Annotated in this window: 10 protein-coding genes and 2 riboswitches; of the genes, 3 read left to right on the forward strand and 7 right to left on the reverse strand. The window is 65.6% G+C overall.

The features are described 5' to 3' along the window. Nucleotides 1–29: 29 nt before the first annotated feature. From ACT3TS_RS08090 to gcvP, 5 genes are all read right to left on the reverse strand, one after another. Nucleotides 30–1427, reverse strand: coding sequence for an L-serine ammonia-lyase (locus tag ACT3TS_RS08090; protein WP_444530997.1), 1398 nt, complete (start codon nucleotides 1425–1427; stop codon nucleotides 30–32). Between the two features lie 141 nt (nucleotides 1428–1568). Further along, complete coding sequence (gene glyA, locus ACT3TS_RS08095; RefSeq protein ID WP_444530998.1) at nucleotides 1569–2891, reverse strand: serine hydroxymethyltransferase; 1323 nt, start codon at nucleotides 2889–2891, stop codon at nucleotides 1569–1571. After that, nucleotides 2888–3271: a glycine cleavage system protein GcvH gene (gene gcvH / locus ACT3TS_RS08100; RefSeq protein WP_444530999.1), complete on the reverse strand. Its 384-nt coding sequence runs from the start codon at nucleotides 3269–3271 to the stop codon at nucleotides 2888–2890. Before gcvH ends, glyA begins: the two co-directional genes overlap by 4 nt. A gap of 42 nt (nucleotides 3272–3313) precedes the next feature. Next, a complete protein-coding gene (gene gcvT, locus ACT3TS_RS08105) occupies nucleotides 3314–4447 on the reverse strand; it encodes a glycine cleavage system aminomethyltransferase GcvT (RefSeq protein ID WP_444531000.1) in 1134 nt (377 codons plus the stop codon). 25 nt (nucleotides 4448–4472) lie between these two features. Continuing rightward, a complete protein-coding gene (gcvP, locus tag ACT3TS_RS08110; RefSeq protein ID WP_444531001.1) occupies nucleotides 4473–7385 on the reverse strand; it encodes an aminomethyl-transferring glycine dehydrogenase in 2913 nt (970 codons plus the stop codon). A 149-nt stretch (nucleotides 7386–7534) separates the two neighbouring features. Then, a riboswitch (glycine riboswitch) is annotated at nucleotides 7535–7630 on the reverse strand. 210 nt (nucleotides 7631–7840) lie between these two features. Beyond that, nucleotides 7841–7938, forward strand: a riboswitch (glycine riboswitch). Between the two features lie 151 nt (nucleotides 7939–8089). Between gcvP and cycA the strand changes: the two genes are divergently transcribed. Then, nucleotides 8090–9568, forward strand: a complete 1479-nt coding sequence (gene cycA / locus ACT3TS_RS08115) for a D-serine/D-alanine/glycine transporter (RefSeq protein ID WP_444531002.1) — start codon at nucleotides 8090–8092, stop codon at nucleotides 9566–9568. A 118-nt stretch (nucleotides 9569–9686) separates the two neighbouring features. Here the strand turns inward: cycA and ACT3TS_RS08120 are convergent, their stop codons facing one another. After that, nucleotides 9687–10634: a LysR family transcriptional regulator gene (locus ACT3TS_RS08120; RefSeq protein WP_444531003.1), complete on the reverse strand. Its 948-nt coding sequence runs from the start codon at nucleotides 10632–10634 to the stop codon at nucleotides 9687–9689. Nucleotides 10635–10816: 182 nt separating this feature from the next. Between ACT3TS_RS08120 and ACT3TS_RS08125 the strand changes: the two genes are divergently transcribed. Then, entirely contained in the window at nucleotides 10817–12076 is a 1260-nt protein-coding gene (locus ACT3TS_RS08125; protein ID WP_444531004.1) for an MFS transporter, read from the forward strand. Here ACT3TS_RS08125 and ACT3TS_RS08130 read toward each other — a convergent pair. Continuing rightward, nucleotides 12036–13442 (reverse strand): MFS transporter, encoded by a 1407-nt coding sequence (locus ACT3TS_RS08130; RefSeq protein WP_444531005.1) that lies wholly within the window; start codon nucleotides 13440–13442, stop codon nucleotides 12036–12038. The two genes, ACT3TS_RS08125 and ACT3TS_RS08130, sit on opposite strands and share 41 nt — an antisense overlap. A gap of 224 nt (nucleotides 13443–13666) precedes the next feature. Here ACT3TS_RS08130 and ACT3TS_RS08135 point away from each other — a divergent pair, with 224 nt between their 5' ends. Further along, nucleotides 13667–15682, forward strand: a complete 2016-nt coding sequence (locus ACT3TS_RS08135; RefSeq protein ID WP_444531006.1) for an ABC1 kinase family protein — start codon at nucleotides 13667–13669, stop codon at nucleotides 15680–15682. The last annotated feature ends 81 nt before the right edge of the window (nucleotides 15683–15763 follow it).

The raw sequence follows: 15763 nt of genomic DNA on the forward strand, positions 1-15763 counted from the left end.
TTCCACGGCACCGGCGGTTGATGTTTGCCCTAGCATTCGACCACGTTGACGGCGAGCCCGCCCATCGCAGTTTCCTTGTACTTGGAGGACATGTCTCGTCCTGTTTCACGCATGGTGACGATGACCTCGTCCAGGGAGACCCGGTGCTGGCCGTCGCCCCAGAGCGCCATTTTCGCGGCGTTGATGGCCTTGGCTGCGGCGATGGCGTTGCGCTCGATGCAGGGGATTTGCACGAGCCCGCCAATGGGGTCGCAGGTCAGCCCGAGGTTGTGTTCCATGGCGATCTCGGCCGCATTTTCAACCTGCTCGGGAGTGCCGCCCATGACTTCGGCCAGCCCGGCAGCGGCCATGGACGACGCCGAACCCACCTCGCCCTGGCAGCCCACCTCGGCGCCGGAAATCGAGGCTTGCTCCTTGTACAGCACGCCCACGGCACCGGCGGCGAGCAGGAATTTAACCACGACGGCGTCAATCGCCGATTTCGGTGCGTTCCGCATGCCGTCGGTGTAGTGGGTGGCGTAAAACATGACGGCCGGGATGATGCCGGCGGCGCCGTTGGTGGGGGCTGTGACCACGCGGCCGCCGGAGGCATTTTCCTCGTTGACGGCCAGGGCCACCAGGTTTACCCATTCCTGCCAGAATTTCGGGTCCCGGTCCGGGTCCTCCGCCCGCAGGCGGTGGTGCCAGGCGGGTGCGCGGCGCCGGACCTTTAGCCCGCCGGGCAGCAGGCCCTCGCGGGCCAGGGAGGCGTCCTTGCACTCTTCCATGACGTCGCGGATGTGCAGCAGGCCGCTGCGAACCTCGTCCTCGCTGCGCTCCACGAGTTCGTTGGCGAGCATGACGTCGCTGAAGTTGCCGCCGGCGGTGGCGCAATGGTCCAGCAGTTCTGCCGCGGTGCGGAAGGGGTAGGGCAGCAGGGCCTTGGATGATTCCAACTCGGCCACAGCCTCTGCCACGGCGCCTTCGCGAATGATGAAGCCGCCGCCCACGGAGAAGTAGGTGGCCTCGTGCAGCACCGTTCCGGCCGCATCGGCGACACTGAATTTCACACCGTTCGTGTGCCGGGGCAGGATCGTCAACGGATGCAGGATGATGTCCCCGGCGCCATAAGCCAATTCAACGGTGCCTGCCAGCAGCAGCGGCTCCCCGGCGTCGAAGGCGGAGAGCCGGGCTTCCACTTCGGCCGGCAGGATCAGTTCCGGTTCGCGGCCTTCCAACCCCAGCAGCAGGGCTGTCATGGTGCCGTGGCCGCGTCCGGTGGCTGCCAGGGAGCCGTAGAGGTCCACGCGCACGGAGGCCGTGCGGTCCAGGACGTGCTGGTCGGCCAGTTCCCGCGCGAACGCTGCGGCGGCCCGCATGGGGCCAACCGTATGGGAGCTCGACGGGCCAATGCCCACTGAAAATAAATCAAAAACACCAACAGACATGTGATTACCTCACTCAGGCTGTGTACCGCTCCGGCGTGCATCCCGCCGGAGGGCTGGGCGCACCGTGACGGTGCAGGCCCAACCGGTCCCCCTTGCGGCGGCGCCCTTCCAAGGAAGCCGCCGCAGGGTTCAACTGTTCCGTTATGACAAGTCTGCCACCGATGGGTACAGCGGGTGCGCGGCAGCCAACGCCGCAACCCGTCCGTGCAGTCCTGTCAGGTCGGCACCGGCGTCGGCGATGAGCGCCTCGGCGATGATGTCGGCGACCTCGGCGAAGGCCTCCCTGTCGAATCCGCGGGTGGCCAGGGCCGGCGTGCCGATGCGCAGGCCGGAGGTGACCATTGGCGGACGGGGGTCAAACGGCACGGCGTTGCGGTTGACGGTGATGTCAATCGCGGCCAGCCGGTCTTCGGCTTCCTGGCCGTTGAGCCCGCAGTTGCGCAGGTCAACCAGCACCAGGTGCACGTCGGTGCCGCCGGAAATCACGGAGATGCCCTTGGCGGTGACGTCGGCCTGGTTGAGGCGTTCGGCGAGAATCCGGGCACCGGCCAGCACCCGCTCCTGGCGTTCCTTGAACTCCTCCGAGGCGGCGATCTTGAACGCCACGGCCTTGCCGGCAATGACATGCTCGAGCGGACCGCCCTGCTGGCCCGGGAACACGGCCGAGTTGATCTTCTTGGCGATGTCGGCGTCGTTGCTCAAGATGATGCCGCCGCGCGGTCCGGCCAGGGTCTTGTGCGTGGTGGACGTGGTGACATGGGCGTGCGGCACCGGTGAGGGGTGCAGGCCCGCGGCCACGAGGCCGGCAAAATGCGCCATGTCCACCATGAGGTAGGCGCCCACCAAATCGGCGATGCGGCGGAATTCGGCGAAGTCGAGCTGGCGGGCATAGGCCGACCAGCCGGCAACAATCAACGCCGGTTTGTGTTCCAGGGCCAGGCGCTCAACCTCGGCCATGTCCACCTGGTGTGTGTCTTCACGGACCTGGTAGGGGACGACGTTGTACAGGCGGCCGGAGAAGTTGATCTTCATGCCGTGGGTCAGGTGCCCGCCGTGGGCCAGGTTCAGCCCCATGATGGTGTCGCCGGGCTTGATCAACGCGTGCATGACAGAGGCGTTGGCTTGGGCGCCGGAGTGCGGCTGGACGTTGGCGAAGCCGGCCCCGAACAAGGCCTTGACCCTGTCGATGGCCAGCTGCTCGACGACGTCGACGTGCTCGCAGCCGCCGTAGTAGCGGCGCCCCGGGTAGCCCTCGGCGTACTTGTTCGTCAGCACGGAGCCCTGGGCGGCCATGACGGCCGCCGCGGTGTGGTTTTCCGAGGCGATCATTTCCAGCCCGCCGCGCTGGCGGGCCAGCTCGGCGTCGATCGCCACGGCAATGTCCGGGTCCAGCTCCGACAGCGGCGCGTCCAGGCTCGAAGCGGTCACCTGAACGTAGCCCGCCCCGGCTGAGGCGCGGTTCACAGCTCGCCGCCGTTGGCTGCTGCGTATTCTTCGGCGCTGAGCAGCGGGCCTTCGGAGTCCACAGCCACCTTGAACAGCCAGCCGGCACCGTACGGGTCAGTGTTGACCAGGGCCGGGTCATCGACAACAGCCGTGTTGACCTCGGTGACCTCGCCGGTGACCGGGGAGAACAGATCGGAGACCGACTTCGTTGATTCGATCTCGCCGCACGGTTCGCCGGCGGTGATGGTGGCGCCAACCTCGGGCAGGTCCACGTACACAATGTCGCCCAGTGCGTCGGTGGCGACGGCGGAGACGCCGATGGTGGCGGGGCCCGCGCCGTCGCGGGCAATCCACTCATGTTCGACGGAATACTGCAGTTCTGCTGCTATCTTGCTCATCTTGATCCTTGTCTAAGGGAAGTTCTCTACAGGTGAGGGAAATTACTTTTGGCGCTTGTAAAACGGCAGTGCAACAACTTCGAAGGGCTCGGCCTTGCCACGGAGGTCAACGTCCAGCAGGGTGCCCACTGCGGCATGTTCGACGTCGATGTAGGCCAGGGCGACCGGGTAGCCGAGGCTGGGGCTGGGCTGGCCGGAGGTGACCTCGCCAATGGTGGCGCCGTCCTTCAGGACCGGGTAGTGGCCGCGGGCCGCCCGGCGTCCCACACCCTTCAAGCCGACAAGCTTGCGCCCGGAGGTGACGCCGTCGCCCGATTCCTTGATGGCAGCCAGCGCAGCCTTGCCGATGAAGTCGCTTTCCTTGGCCAGCGAAACCACCGGGCCAAGGCCTGCCGAGTAGGCGTGGCCGGAGACGGAAAGCTCGTTGCCGTACAACGGCATGCCTGCCTCCAGGCGCAGGGAGTCGCGGGAAGCCAGTCCCGCCGGAACAAGGCCCTGGTCCTGGCCGTTGGCCAACAGCGACTGCCACAGCGCGGCGGCGTCGGCATTAGGCAGGTAAATTTCAAAGCCGTCCTCGCCGGTGTAGCCGGTGCGTGCCAGCAACAGCTCCCGGGCGGTGCCGTTGACGGCGATGGGCACCTCAGCGGCGGCGTAGTACTTCATCCCGGTGACCAGTGGGTGCTGCTCGGCAGGCACAAGGGTCAGCAGGATTGCTTCGGCGTTGGGTCCCTGCACGGCAATCAGCGAGGTCTCGCCGGAGACATCCTCGACGACGACGTCGAAAGCTGCTGCGCGTTCGGCCAGGAGCGCGGCCACCGTGGCGGCGTTGCCGGCGTTGGGGACCACGAGGAACTTCTCATCCCCGAGGCGGTAGGAGATGAGGTCGTCGATGATGCCGCCCCCGGCGTTGCAGATCAGCGAATACTTTGCCTTGCCCACGGCAACAGCTGACAACTTTCCGGCCAGTGCGTAGTCAAGGAAGGCTGCCGCGTCCGGTCCGCTCACCCAGACTTCGCCCATGTGGGAGAGGTCAAAGAGGCCTGCGGCCTTGCGGACGGCGTGGTGTTCGGCCAGCTCGGAGGAATACTTCAACGGCATCTGCCAGCCACCAAAGTCGGTGAATGAGGCACCGGCCTTCTCGTGCTCGCCGTAAAGGGCTGTGTGGTTCTCAGTCATGGGGAATCCTTTGCGGTGGGGGTGGCTAGTTGTCTTTGAAATCTGCTGCACTGTCCTCGAAGTCTTCTGGACTGTCCTCGAAGGCTTCGATTGGAGGGCAGGAGCAGACCAGGTTGCGGTCTCCTGCGGCACCGTCAATGCGACCCACGGGCGGGAAGTACTTGTCCTGGCGCAGCCTGTCCAAGGGGAACACCGCCTGTTCGCGCGGGTAGCCGCGGTCCCAGGCCGAGTCGACAACGGCGGCGGCCGTGTGCGGAGCGTTGCGCAACGGGCTGTCCAGCAATGTGAAGGCGCCGTCGGCCACCTGGTCGATTTCGGCCCGGATGCTGATCATGGCGGTGATGAAGCGGTTGATTTCGCCCAAATCCTCGGATTCGGTCGGCTCCACCATGAGGGTGCCGGCCACCGGGAAGGACAGGGTGGGGGCGTGGAAGCCGTAGTCGATCAAGCGCTTGGCCACGTCTTCGGCGGTGACCCCGGTCCTGGCTGTCAGTTCGCGCAGGTCAAGGATGCATTCGTGGGCAACGAGGTCCCCGGCACCCGTGTACAGGACCGGGTAGTGCTCGTTGAGCTGGGCGGCGATGTAGTTCGCCGCCAGCAGCGCGGACTTCGTGGCCTGGGTCAGTCCTTTGCCGCCCATGAGCTTCACATAGGCGTAGGAGATGGGCAGCACGCCTGCCGATCCAAAGCGGGTGGCCGAGATCGGCACGCCGGCCCCGTCCTGCGACACCGCATTGGCGTCGCCTGGCATGAAGGGTGCCAGGTGGGCCTTGGCCGCAACGGGGCCGACGCCGGGGCCGCCGCCACCGTGCGGGATGCAGAAGGTCTTGTGCAGGTTCAGGTGGCTGACGTCTCCGCCAAATTTGCCGGGCTGTGCCAAGCCGACCAGTGCGTTCAGGTTCGCACCGTCAACGTAGACCTGTCCCCCGGCGGCGTGGACCGCGTCGCAGACCTCGCGGACGTCGGCGTCGAAAACACCGTGCGTGGACGGGTAGGTGATCATGATGGCCGAGAGCTGGTCCTTGTGGGTTTCGATCTTGGCGCTCAGGTCGGCGTGGTCGATGGTGCCGTCCGTTGCCGTGGCAACGACAACAACCTTCATGCCGGCCAGCACTGCCGAGGCGGCGTTCGTGCCGTGGGCCGACTGCGGGATGAGGCAGATGGTGCGCTGGTCATCACCGCGGGAGAGGTGATAGCCGCGGATCGCCAGCAGGCCGGCGAGCTCGCCCTGGGAGCCGGCATTGGGCTGGATGGACACCTGGTCGTAGCCGGTGATTTCACACAGGTCCGCTTCCAGCCCGCCGATCAGTTCCCGCCAGCCCTGTGTCTGGGAGTCCGGGGCGAAGGGGTGGATGGAGGCGAATCCGGGCCAGGACATGGCTTCCATCTCGGCCGTGGCGTTGAGCTTCATGGTGCAGGAGCCCAGCGGGATCATCGTGCGGTCAAGCGCCAGGTCACGGTCGCTGAGGCGGCGGATGTAGCGCAGCATCTGTGTCTCGGAGCGGTGCGTGTTGAACACGGGATGCGTCAGGAAGTCCGTGCTTCGCACGGTGTCGGCCGGCAGGGCGAAGTCGGCGCTGCCCCCAATGTCAGCGCCGTCACCTGCCGGTGCGGCACCAAAGATGGCGGCAACACGGGCCACGATGTCCGCCGTCGTGGTTTCATCGACGGACATGCCCACAGTGTCTGCGTCGATGGGACGAAGGTTGATGCCGTCCCGCTCCGCCAATGCGATCACGGTGCCGGCCCGGCCGGGCACGCGCACGGTCAAGGTGTCGAAGAACGAAGTGTGTGCCAGTTCGACCCCGGACGCCTGAAGCGCCGCTGCCAGGGTGCGGGCGTGGCCGTGGATGGTTTCGGCGATGGCCTTCAGCCCGGAGGGACCGTGATAAACGGCGTACATTGAGGCGACGATGGCCAGCAGGGCCTGGGCCGTGCAAATGTTGGAGGTGGCCTTCTCGCGGCGGATGTGCTGCTCGCGGGTTTGCAGGGCCAGGCGGTAGGCCGGCAGTCCGGTGTTGTCCTTCGAGACACCCACGATGCGGCCGGGCAGTGAGCGTTCCAGCCCCGCGCGCACAGCCATGTAGGCGGCGTGCGGTCCTCCGAAGAACAGCGGGACACCGAGGCGCTGGGCGGTGCCGACGGCGATGTCGGCGCCCTGCTCGCCGGGAGGGGTGATCAAGGTCAGGGCCAGCAGGTCGGCCGCCACGGTGACAAGCGCGCCGCGTTCCTTGGCTGCGGCAATGACCGGGGCGTGGTTGAACACGCGTCCGGAAACGCCGGGCTGCTGAAGGACGACGCCGTTGATGTCGCCGTCGGGCAGGCCCAAGGAGAGATCGGCGACTTCCACCTCGAAGCCAAGCGCTTCCGCCCGGCCCGTGACAATGGCGATGGTTTGCGGCAGCAGGTCGGCGTCGAGGACCGTCTTGCCGTTGGCGGCTGGCTTGGACTTGTTGGCGCGGCGCATGAGCAGCACGGCCTCGGCCACGGCGGTGGCTTCGTCGAGCAGGGACGCGTTGGCGATGGGCAGGCCGGTCAGGTCGCTGACCATGGTTTGGAAATTCAGCAGGGCTTCGAGGCGGCCCTGGGAGATTTCGGGCTGGTAGGGCGTGTACGCGGTGTACCAGGCGGGGGCTTCCAGGATGTTGCGCAGAATCACCGGCGGCGTCACGGTGTCGTAGTAGCCCTGGCCGATCATTTGCACGGCCATCGTGTTCTTGGCGGCGAGCGCCCGGAGTTCTGCCAGCACCTCAACTTCGCTCAGTGCCGGGCGGAGCTCCAGGGGCTTGGCCTGACGAATGGAATCGGGAACGGCAGTGTCCACGAGGGAGTCGACGCTGTCGCAGCCGATGGCCTTGAGCATGGTCTCGATGTGGGACTGCTCGCGGGCGCCAATGTGGCGGTCGGCAAACACTGTCGGACTGGATTGAATCGTCATGGGGAACTCCAAGCTACGGCCGGTCCTTCAGGACTCGGCATCGGGTGGGTTCCTCCCCGCTCTGTCTTGGACCTGAGAGATTCCGCGGCATGGTTGTCCGCTTTGCACCGTCGGTGAGCCCGGTTGCCCGGGCTGCTTTCCAGAGTTGCCTCGCCATGACGGTACGGGGGCCTGAGAGATTCCTGGGGAGGATTTGCTCCTACGGCGCCGCCACATTGCTGGGAGGACTCTCCCGCCACGGTTCGAAAGGCATATTAAAATGTGGGGTGATTCGCAGGTCACATTACACGATGGCTTCCGCCGGGCCAAACCTTGTGCGGCCGCGGTCGGGCCCCAACTCCCCTCGCCGGGGCTGTCGGTGGTGGGCGGTGCGGGGGCCGTCGTGGCCCCATTTTGCGCTGAAGCATTCCACGCGCTAATCTGTGATTCGCATCACCAGCATATTGAAGTGCCTATGATCCGCGGCGGGAGAGACCTGCCGGTACATAAAGCAGGCGCCGAAGGAGCAAACCCTCCCCGGGAATCTCTCAGGCACATGTACCGCCGTGGCGAGGCAACTCTGGAAAGCAGTCCGGGCGACCGGGCTCACCGACGGTGCAAGCGTTGACTTGTTTTCAAGCCACGCGGAAACTCTCAGGTCCCAGACAGAGTGGGGAGGAAAAAATCTTCGTGGTGCACTCCGCCACCTGAACGAAGGACCTCCCTTGACCATTCGCCAGACCACGCCCGCCCCGGACGCTCCGCCCCAGCTTGAACGACAACTGAGCAACCGCCACATTCAGCTCATCGCCATTGGCGGGGCCATCGGAACCGGCCTGTTCATGGGCTCCGGCAAGACCATCTCCGCCGCCGGCCCCTCGGTGATTTTTGTGTACATGATCATCGGTTTCATGTTGTTCTTTGTCATGCGGGCCATGGGCGAACTGCTGCTGAGCAACCTCCATTACAAATCGTTCAGCGACTTCGCCGCCGACCTGCTGGGCCCCTGGGCCGGCTTCTTTACCGGCTGGACGTACTGGTTTTGCTGGGTCATTACGGGCATCGCCGACGTCATCGCCATCGCCGCCTACTCGGAGGTGCTCCTGCCGGGGATCGACCTGTGGATCCCCGGGGTTGTCACCATCGGCATTCTGCTGGTGCTGAACCTGACCACCGTGAAAGCGTTTGGCGAAACGGAATTCTGGTTCTCCCTCATCAAGATCGTTGCCATCGTCGCCTTGATCGGCGTGGGCTTGTTCATGATCTTCAGCCGTTTCCACTCCGACTCCGGAACGGCAAGCTTCACGAACCTGTGGAGCCACGGCGGACTCTTCCCCAACGAATTCATGGGCTTTGTCGCCGGATTCCAGATCGCCGTTTTTGCCTTCGTGGGCATCGAGCTGGTGGGCACCACCGCCGCCGAGGCCAAGGATCCGGAAAAGAACCTGCCCAAGGCCATCAACTCCATCCCGATCCGAATCCTGCTGTTCTACGTAGGCGCCCTGGTCATCTTGATGTCGGTCATCCCCTGGACACAGTTCACCGCAGGCCAAAGCCCGTTTATCGCCATGTTCTCCCTGGCCGGACTCGGAGCGGCCGCCACCATCATCAATCTCGTGGTGCTCACGTCCGCAATGTCCTCCGCCAACTCCGGCATCTATTCCACCTCCCGCATGGTTTATGGCCTGGCACAGGAGGGCGATGCCCCGTTCAGGTTTGCCAAGCTGTCCAAGCGCAAGGTTCCCAACAACGCGTTGTTTCTCTCCTGCGTTTTGCTCCTCTCCAGCATCGTGTTGCTGTACGTCGGCGAGGACATCAGCAAGGCCTTTGAAATGGTCACCACCGTGGCCGCTGTCTGCTTCGTCTTTGTCTGGTCCATCATTCTGGCCAGCTACCTCGCCTTCCGCCGGCGCCGCCCGGAACTGCATGAATCCTCAAAGTTCAAGATGCCCGGCGGCATCCCCATGGTCTATGTTGTCTTCGCGTTCTTCGCCTTTGTCCTGTGGGCCCTGACCACACAGGTGGATACGTTGATTGCCCTGCTGGTGACCCCCGTGTGGTTCATTGCGCTTGGCGTGGTTTGGTATCTCGTTGGCAAGACACCCAGCCATCGGGCCCGCTACGCGAAGTTCAAGGAAGATCTCGCAACGGAACAAGCCACCACACGGCGCCGCCTGGACAGCGAAGCAGGGGCCGGCCAATAAGCGCGGCCCGCTCCCGCCGTCGAACATCCCCTGCGGAAAACATCGGGGTGGCGGAGTGCGTGGGATTCATGGCCACCGTGGATTGCGCCGAACCCCAAATCGGGTGCGGTCCGGGGCATCATGACTGTGCTGCCGCCAACAGTTCCCGCCCCTCGGCCAGCACCATGTCCCTGAACCGTGCGGCCTGGGCGGAACCATCGGAACGGTTCCGCCAGACCAGGCCCACGTCCCGGTGGGCACTGGGCCAAATAATGTCCACCTCGCACCAGCCCAGGCCGCCCGTGGGCAACGTCCGGGTTTCAGCTCTCTCCGGTGGAGCCACGGCAAGACCCAGCCCCGCTGAAACAAGTCCCCGGACGGTGTGCAGGTCCTGGCCTTGAAACGCCACACGGGGGCGGAACCCGGCGCGCTTGCACAGTGCTTGAACAATGGAATGCATGCCGTATCCGGGTTCGAGCATGACAAATGGCTCGTCCCGGACGGCGTCGAGCTTGATTCCGTCCGAGCCAGCCAGCGCGTGGCCGGCGGGCACCACCAACTTCAACGGCTCCGAATACAGCACCTCCGCCCCGATGGTTCTGCTCGGCACCGGAGGCGGGGCCACCAGGGCGAGATCGGCAGACCCGCTCGTCAGCAGATCCAGGCAAAAGGCCCGGCTCCCCTGCTGCAGGTCAAAGGTGACTCCCGGATGCTCCTGCGTGAACGCCCTGATCAAAATCGGCAGGGCCACCTCGCCAAAAGTATGCTGGAAAGCCACCTGGATGCGGCCAAATTGTTTCCCGGATTCCTGCCGCGCCAAGGCCACGCCCGAGCGGATCCGGTCCAGCGCCTCAGCAGCCTTGGGGATCAGTGCGAGGGCGGCCGGCGTCAATTCCACTCCTCTCCCCTGGCGCAGCACCAGGGGTGTGCCCACCACCTCCGCCGCCCTGGCCAGCGCCCGGCTCACGGTCGACTGCGGGATCCCGAGGGCTTCGGCCGTGGCAGTTACGTGGCGGCTGGCCCCGAGCTCCACGAGGATGGGAAGGACCGGCAACAGTTTTGCCAGGTCTTGGTTGTCATTGTCCATGCTTCATGGAACCACGGGCGCGGTTCCTAAATCATCCAAATATGGATAAATAAGTGATTTTCAATGCATTAGACGCATTGTTCCGTGCGCCCTACGGTTAAAGACGTGGCCGGGCCAAACTGCTCGTCAAGGCAATCTGGGATTGAAGTGGACAGTGTTGATTGAAGTGGACAGTGTTTAAGATGGATCTTGCAGCCGGAGCACCGCTGCCCCCGGGCAAGCCGTGGGCGGGGCATCTGAAGGGTAGTCCCGGCTACCGCCGGGTGCTGGCCGCACTGGCCTGTGCCGGGGTGGCAACGTTTGCACAGTTGTATTCACTGCAGGGCCTGCTGCCGCTGGTGTCGCGTGAGTTGGAGGTCACGGCCGCGCAGGCGTCGCTGACGGTTTCCGTTGCCGCGGTTGGGCTGGCTGTCGCTGTTTTGCCATGGTCCTTTGCCGCTGACCGTTGGGGCCGGGTGCGCACCATGGGGTTGGCTGTTGTCCTGGCAACGGTGTTTGGGCTGCTGGTCCCGGCAGCCCCAAACTTTGAAATACTGCTGCTGTTGCGCGGTCTGGAGGGTGCAGCACTGGGTGGAATCCCGGCCTTGGCCATCGCCTACCTGTCGGAGGAGGTCAGCCCGCGCAACGCTGCTGCGGCGGCGGGCGCTTACGTGGCCGGCACCACGCTGGGCGGGCTCTTCGGCCGGCTGCTGGCCGGCCCCGTGGCGGACCTGGCCGGCTGGCGCATGGGCACGCTTGCGGTCTCGCTGTGCGCTGCCGCCGCGGCCGCCGGCTTCCTTCTGCTGGCCCCGCGGCCGCGGGGCTTTGTGCCGGCGCGAACGGAAGGCTTTGGCGCGGTCCTGGGAAAGCTGCTCCCGCCATTGCGCAACACCTCCCTGCTCGCCCTGTACGCCCAGGCATTCCTGCTGATGGGTGCCTTTGTCAGTGTTTACAACTATCTGGGCTTTCGTTTGGAGGCTCCGCCATATCTGTTTCCGGCGTCGGCCGTCGCGTTGCTGTTTCTGGCGTATCTTGCCGGCACCGTGTCCTCGCGGTCGGTGGCCGGGTTGGCGGGCCGCTGGGGCCGGCGCACCGTGCTGTTGGCCTCCACGGCTGTCATGGTTGCCGGCCTGGCCCTGACGCTGGCTGGCCCGGTAGCGGTTATTCTGGCCGGGCTGGTGCTGTTCACGGCCGGCTTCTTTGGGGCCCACAGCATCGCTTCGGGCTGGACCGGCGCCTTGGCCAGCACTGGCAGGGCCCAAGCCTCCTCGTTGTACAACCTCAGCTACTACGCCGGTTCCAGCGTTGTCGGGTGGAGTTCGGGCCTGGTGTTCCAGCAGTTTGGCTGGACCGCCATGGCCGGTGTCCTGGCAGTGCTGGCAGCATGCGCCGCCGTGGCCGCGGCGGCCCTGCTGCCCGGCGCTACTTCGCGCGGACCAGGTCCCCGGCCGTCCGGTTCATGAGCAGCGCCTCAACCACCGGATACAGCATGATGGCCGCCAGCACCGCAAACGTCCACTGGTACCCGGCCACCGGCGCCACGTCCGGGGCCAGCAGCGACTGGGCGGCACGCAAAATCAAGGCCCCCACGGCAACGCCCAACCCGGTGGCAATCTGGGCGATCGTGGATGACAGCGTATTGGCACCGGCCATGCGGGCCTTGGGAACGTCCACAAACTGCAGCGTGTTGTAGGCGCTGAAACCGATCGAGCGCAGCACGCCGCTGACAAACAGCACGACGGCCATGACCACCAGCGGAGTGCCGGGGTTCAGAAATGCACAGGCCACCAGCGCCACGGCGCCGCCACCATTGCTCAGCAGCAGCACGGTGCGGAAGCCAAAACGCCGGATCAGCGGCGACGTGGCCGGCTTGATGAGCACATTGCCGGCAAACACCGCCATGGTCATCAGCCCCGCCTCAAAAGCGCTCCAACCGAAGCCGAGCATGAACATCAACGGCAACAGAAAGGGCACTGCGTTGATGATGAGCCGGTACATTGCCCCGCCCCCGTTGCCAACCCGGAAGGTGTGGATGCGCAGCGCCCGCAGGTCCAGCAGCGGGTGCCTCGAGCGCTTGAACCACCACAGCGCAGCCGCCCCGGTCACCGTCGCCAGCAGCAGCCACAGGACGACGGCGGCCCAGGGCGTGGGTGCCGAACCCACCAGTTCCATGCCAATCACCACCGCGGCCAGGGCCGTCCCACACAGCACAAATCCGGTCCAGTCCGGTGGCGGGACCTTCCGGGCGCGGATGTCGGGAACAACCCTCAGCGCCACGGCGAAGGCAATGATGCCCAGCGGGACGTTGATGAGAAAAATCCAGTGCCAGCTGGCATACGTGACAAGCAGCCCGCCCAGCACCGGGGCAAGCACGGGAGCAATGAGAGCGGGCCAGGTCAGGTAGGCGATGGCTTCCAGGAACTCTTTCCGGTCCGCGTCACGCAGCACCACCAACCGGCCGACAGGGACCATCATGGCCCCGCCAAGGCCTTGCAGCATCCGGGCCCCGCAAAGGAATGCCAGGTTGGGGCTGAGCGCACACAGCAGCGAGGCCACCGTGAAAATGCCGATGGCTGCCGTGAACACGCGGCGGGCGCCAAAGCGTTCGGCCAGCCAGCCGCTGATGGGAATGCCCACCGCCAGGGTGATCAGGTACGACGTCATGGCCAGGTTGATGTCCACAGGGCGCACATGCAGGTCCCCGGCGATGCCGGCGGCGGCCGTGGCAATGATGGTGCCGTCCAGGATCTCCATGAAATAGGTGCCGGCGACCAAAAGCGCCAGGGGTCGGCTGAAGGAGCTGCTGCCGGCCGACGTCGTGCTTCTCATTCCCACCGCCCCAGCGTAACGGCCGATGGGCCGCACGTGAGTGAGACGGGACGGCGGAAGGCTGGACGCAGCGGCTGCCGGCGCCCTTCGCCGCCATGGGCGGCATGGGCGGCTTCCCTGCTGCGGGAAGCCGGCCGTCGCGGATACAGTGAAGACACAAACCGTCGCAATCCGGGAGTCGAAGTGGTCGTTGTCAGAATCGGTGTCAGCAAGGGCGGCTCCTGATGGCCGTCCTTGACGTGGTGGGGATAGTGCTGCTGACGATTGCCGGGTTGCTGTTCCTGGCCCTGCAGTCGTGGCTGGCGGCAACCGTGGTCCGGCGCGTGGTGGGGGTGCCGATCGGCTGGCCGCGCTCCATCACCGTCGGCTTCGTCATGAGTGCCGCCATGGGCCTGACCGTCCAGTACTTGTTTCGTGCCGCAACCGGCCAAAACCCGGGCGGCTTGAATGTGGCACCCACCGTCGCTGTGCTGTTCCTCATTCTGGCCGTCGGCTGGATTTTTGCCCTCGGCGTCGGCGCCCTGGTGTTCATCGAGGCTGCCTTCCCCACCGGTTCCCTGCCCGGTTTCAGCCAGGTTTTCACCGGTTGGAAGGCACGACGGCGGCGTACCCGGCGCTATGCCGACGTCACCTCCATCGCGGTGCGCCACGGTCTGGGTTCACGGCTGCGCGGATTTGGCCAGGACGACGGGTTCGGCCAGGACGCCAAGACCGCCAAGGCCCTGCGCAATGCGCTGAACGAAGCCGGCGTCACGTTCATCAAGCTGGGCCAGATGCTCTCCACCCGCCGGGACCTGCTGCCGGAAACGTACATCCGCGAGCTGGAATCCCTGCAGAGCCATGCCTCCCCCGAACCGTGGGAGGCCATTGAGAGGGCCCTGCTGGAACGCCTTGGCCGGCCGCTGGAAGAAGTTTTCAGCCACGTCAACCCGGTCCCGTTGGCTGCCGCCTCCGTGGCGCAGGTCCACCAGGCCACCTTGCTGGACGGGACCGAAGTGGTGCTCAAGATCCAGCGTCCCGGGGCCCTGGGCCAGGTCGCACTGGACATGGACATCATCCTGCGGCTGGCCCGCTGGCTCAACAAGACAACACCGTGGGGAAAGTCGTTGGGCGTGCATGCCCTGGCCCGCGGCTTTGCCGACTCGCTGGAGGAAGAGCTGGACTACCGGATCGAGCTGGACAACATGCGCAGCATTGAGCGTTCCCTGGCCCGGTCGGGCGCGTACGCCGTCGCGGTTCCGCACGCCTACCCGGAGCTTTCCGGCGAACGGCTCCTTGTCATGGACACGCTGCCCGGGCGGCCTGTCAGCTCCGCCGGTGCCCTGCTGACATCCTTGTCGGCCGGCGAGCGCGCCGCACTGGCGGAAACCCTGCTGGGCGCCACGCTCGAACAAATTATTTCCGACGGCGTCTTCCACGCGGACCTGCACGCGGGCAACATCTTCATCACCCCCGAGGGGACGCTGGGTTTGCTGGATTTTGGTGCCGTGGGCAGGCTCGACCCCGCGACGCAGACGGCCCTGGGCATGATGTTGTATGCCATCGACAAAAACGACGCAGCCGGCGCGACGGACGCCCTCATCGAACTGCTGGACCGCCCGGAGAAGCTGGACGAACGCGCCTTGGAGCGCGCCCTCGGGCAGTTGCTCACCCGCTTCCGGACAGGCTTCGGGCCGGGCGGCAGCCAGAAGATGTTTGGTGACTTGTTTGCCCTGGTCATCGCCCACAAGTTCGCCGTGCCGGCCCAGATTGGTGCAGCGTTCCGGGCCCTGGCCGCCGTCGAGGGGACACTGCTGGTCATCGACCCGGACGTGGATCTGGTGGCCGCCGCGCGCACCGAGGGGACACGGCTCATGGGCGGGAAGCTGAAGCTCGGCAATGTCAAGGACGAACTTGAACACCGCATGATGTCGCTGCTGCCGCTGATCGACAGGCTGCCGCGCCGCATCAACAAGATCAGCGAGGACCTGGAGCAGGGCCGTTTCTCCATGAACGTGCGGGTATTGGGCCATGCTTCCGACCGCCGCTTCCTCACGGGGCTGTTTCAACAGCTCATTGTGGCAGTCCTGGCCGGTTCGGCAGTGCTTGGCGCCATCGTGCTCATCACCAGCAATGAGGGACCGATGCTGGCAGGGGAAATCCACCTGTACAGCTTCTTTGGCTTCGCGCTGCTTTTTGGCGGCTTTGTGCTGGGGATGCGGGCCCTGATGCTGGTGTTCAAGCGCGACACCGAGGACTGATGCCCGGCCGCCTGGGGGCATGGTTCCCGGCCGGCGGCCCCCTGTGGCTTCCAGCCGGCCGCGGCCGGGTGGAACGTGCTT

Origin of the sequence: Specibacter sp. AOP5-B1-6, assembly GCF_052376555.1 — a bacterium.
Taxonomy (GTDB): Bacteria; Actinomycetota; Actinomycetes; order Actinomycetales; family Micrococcaceae; genus Specibacter.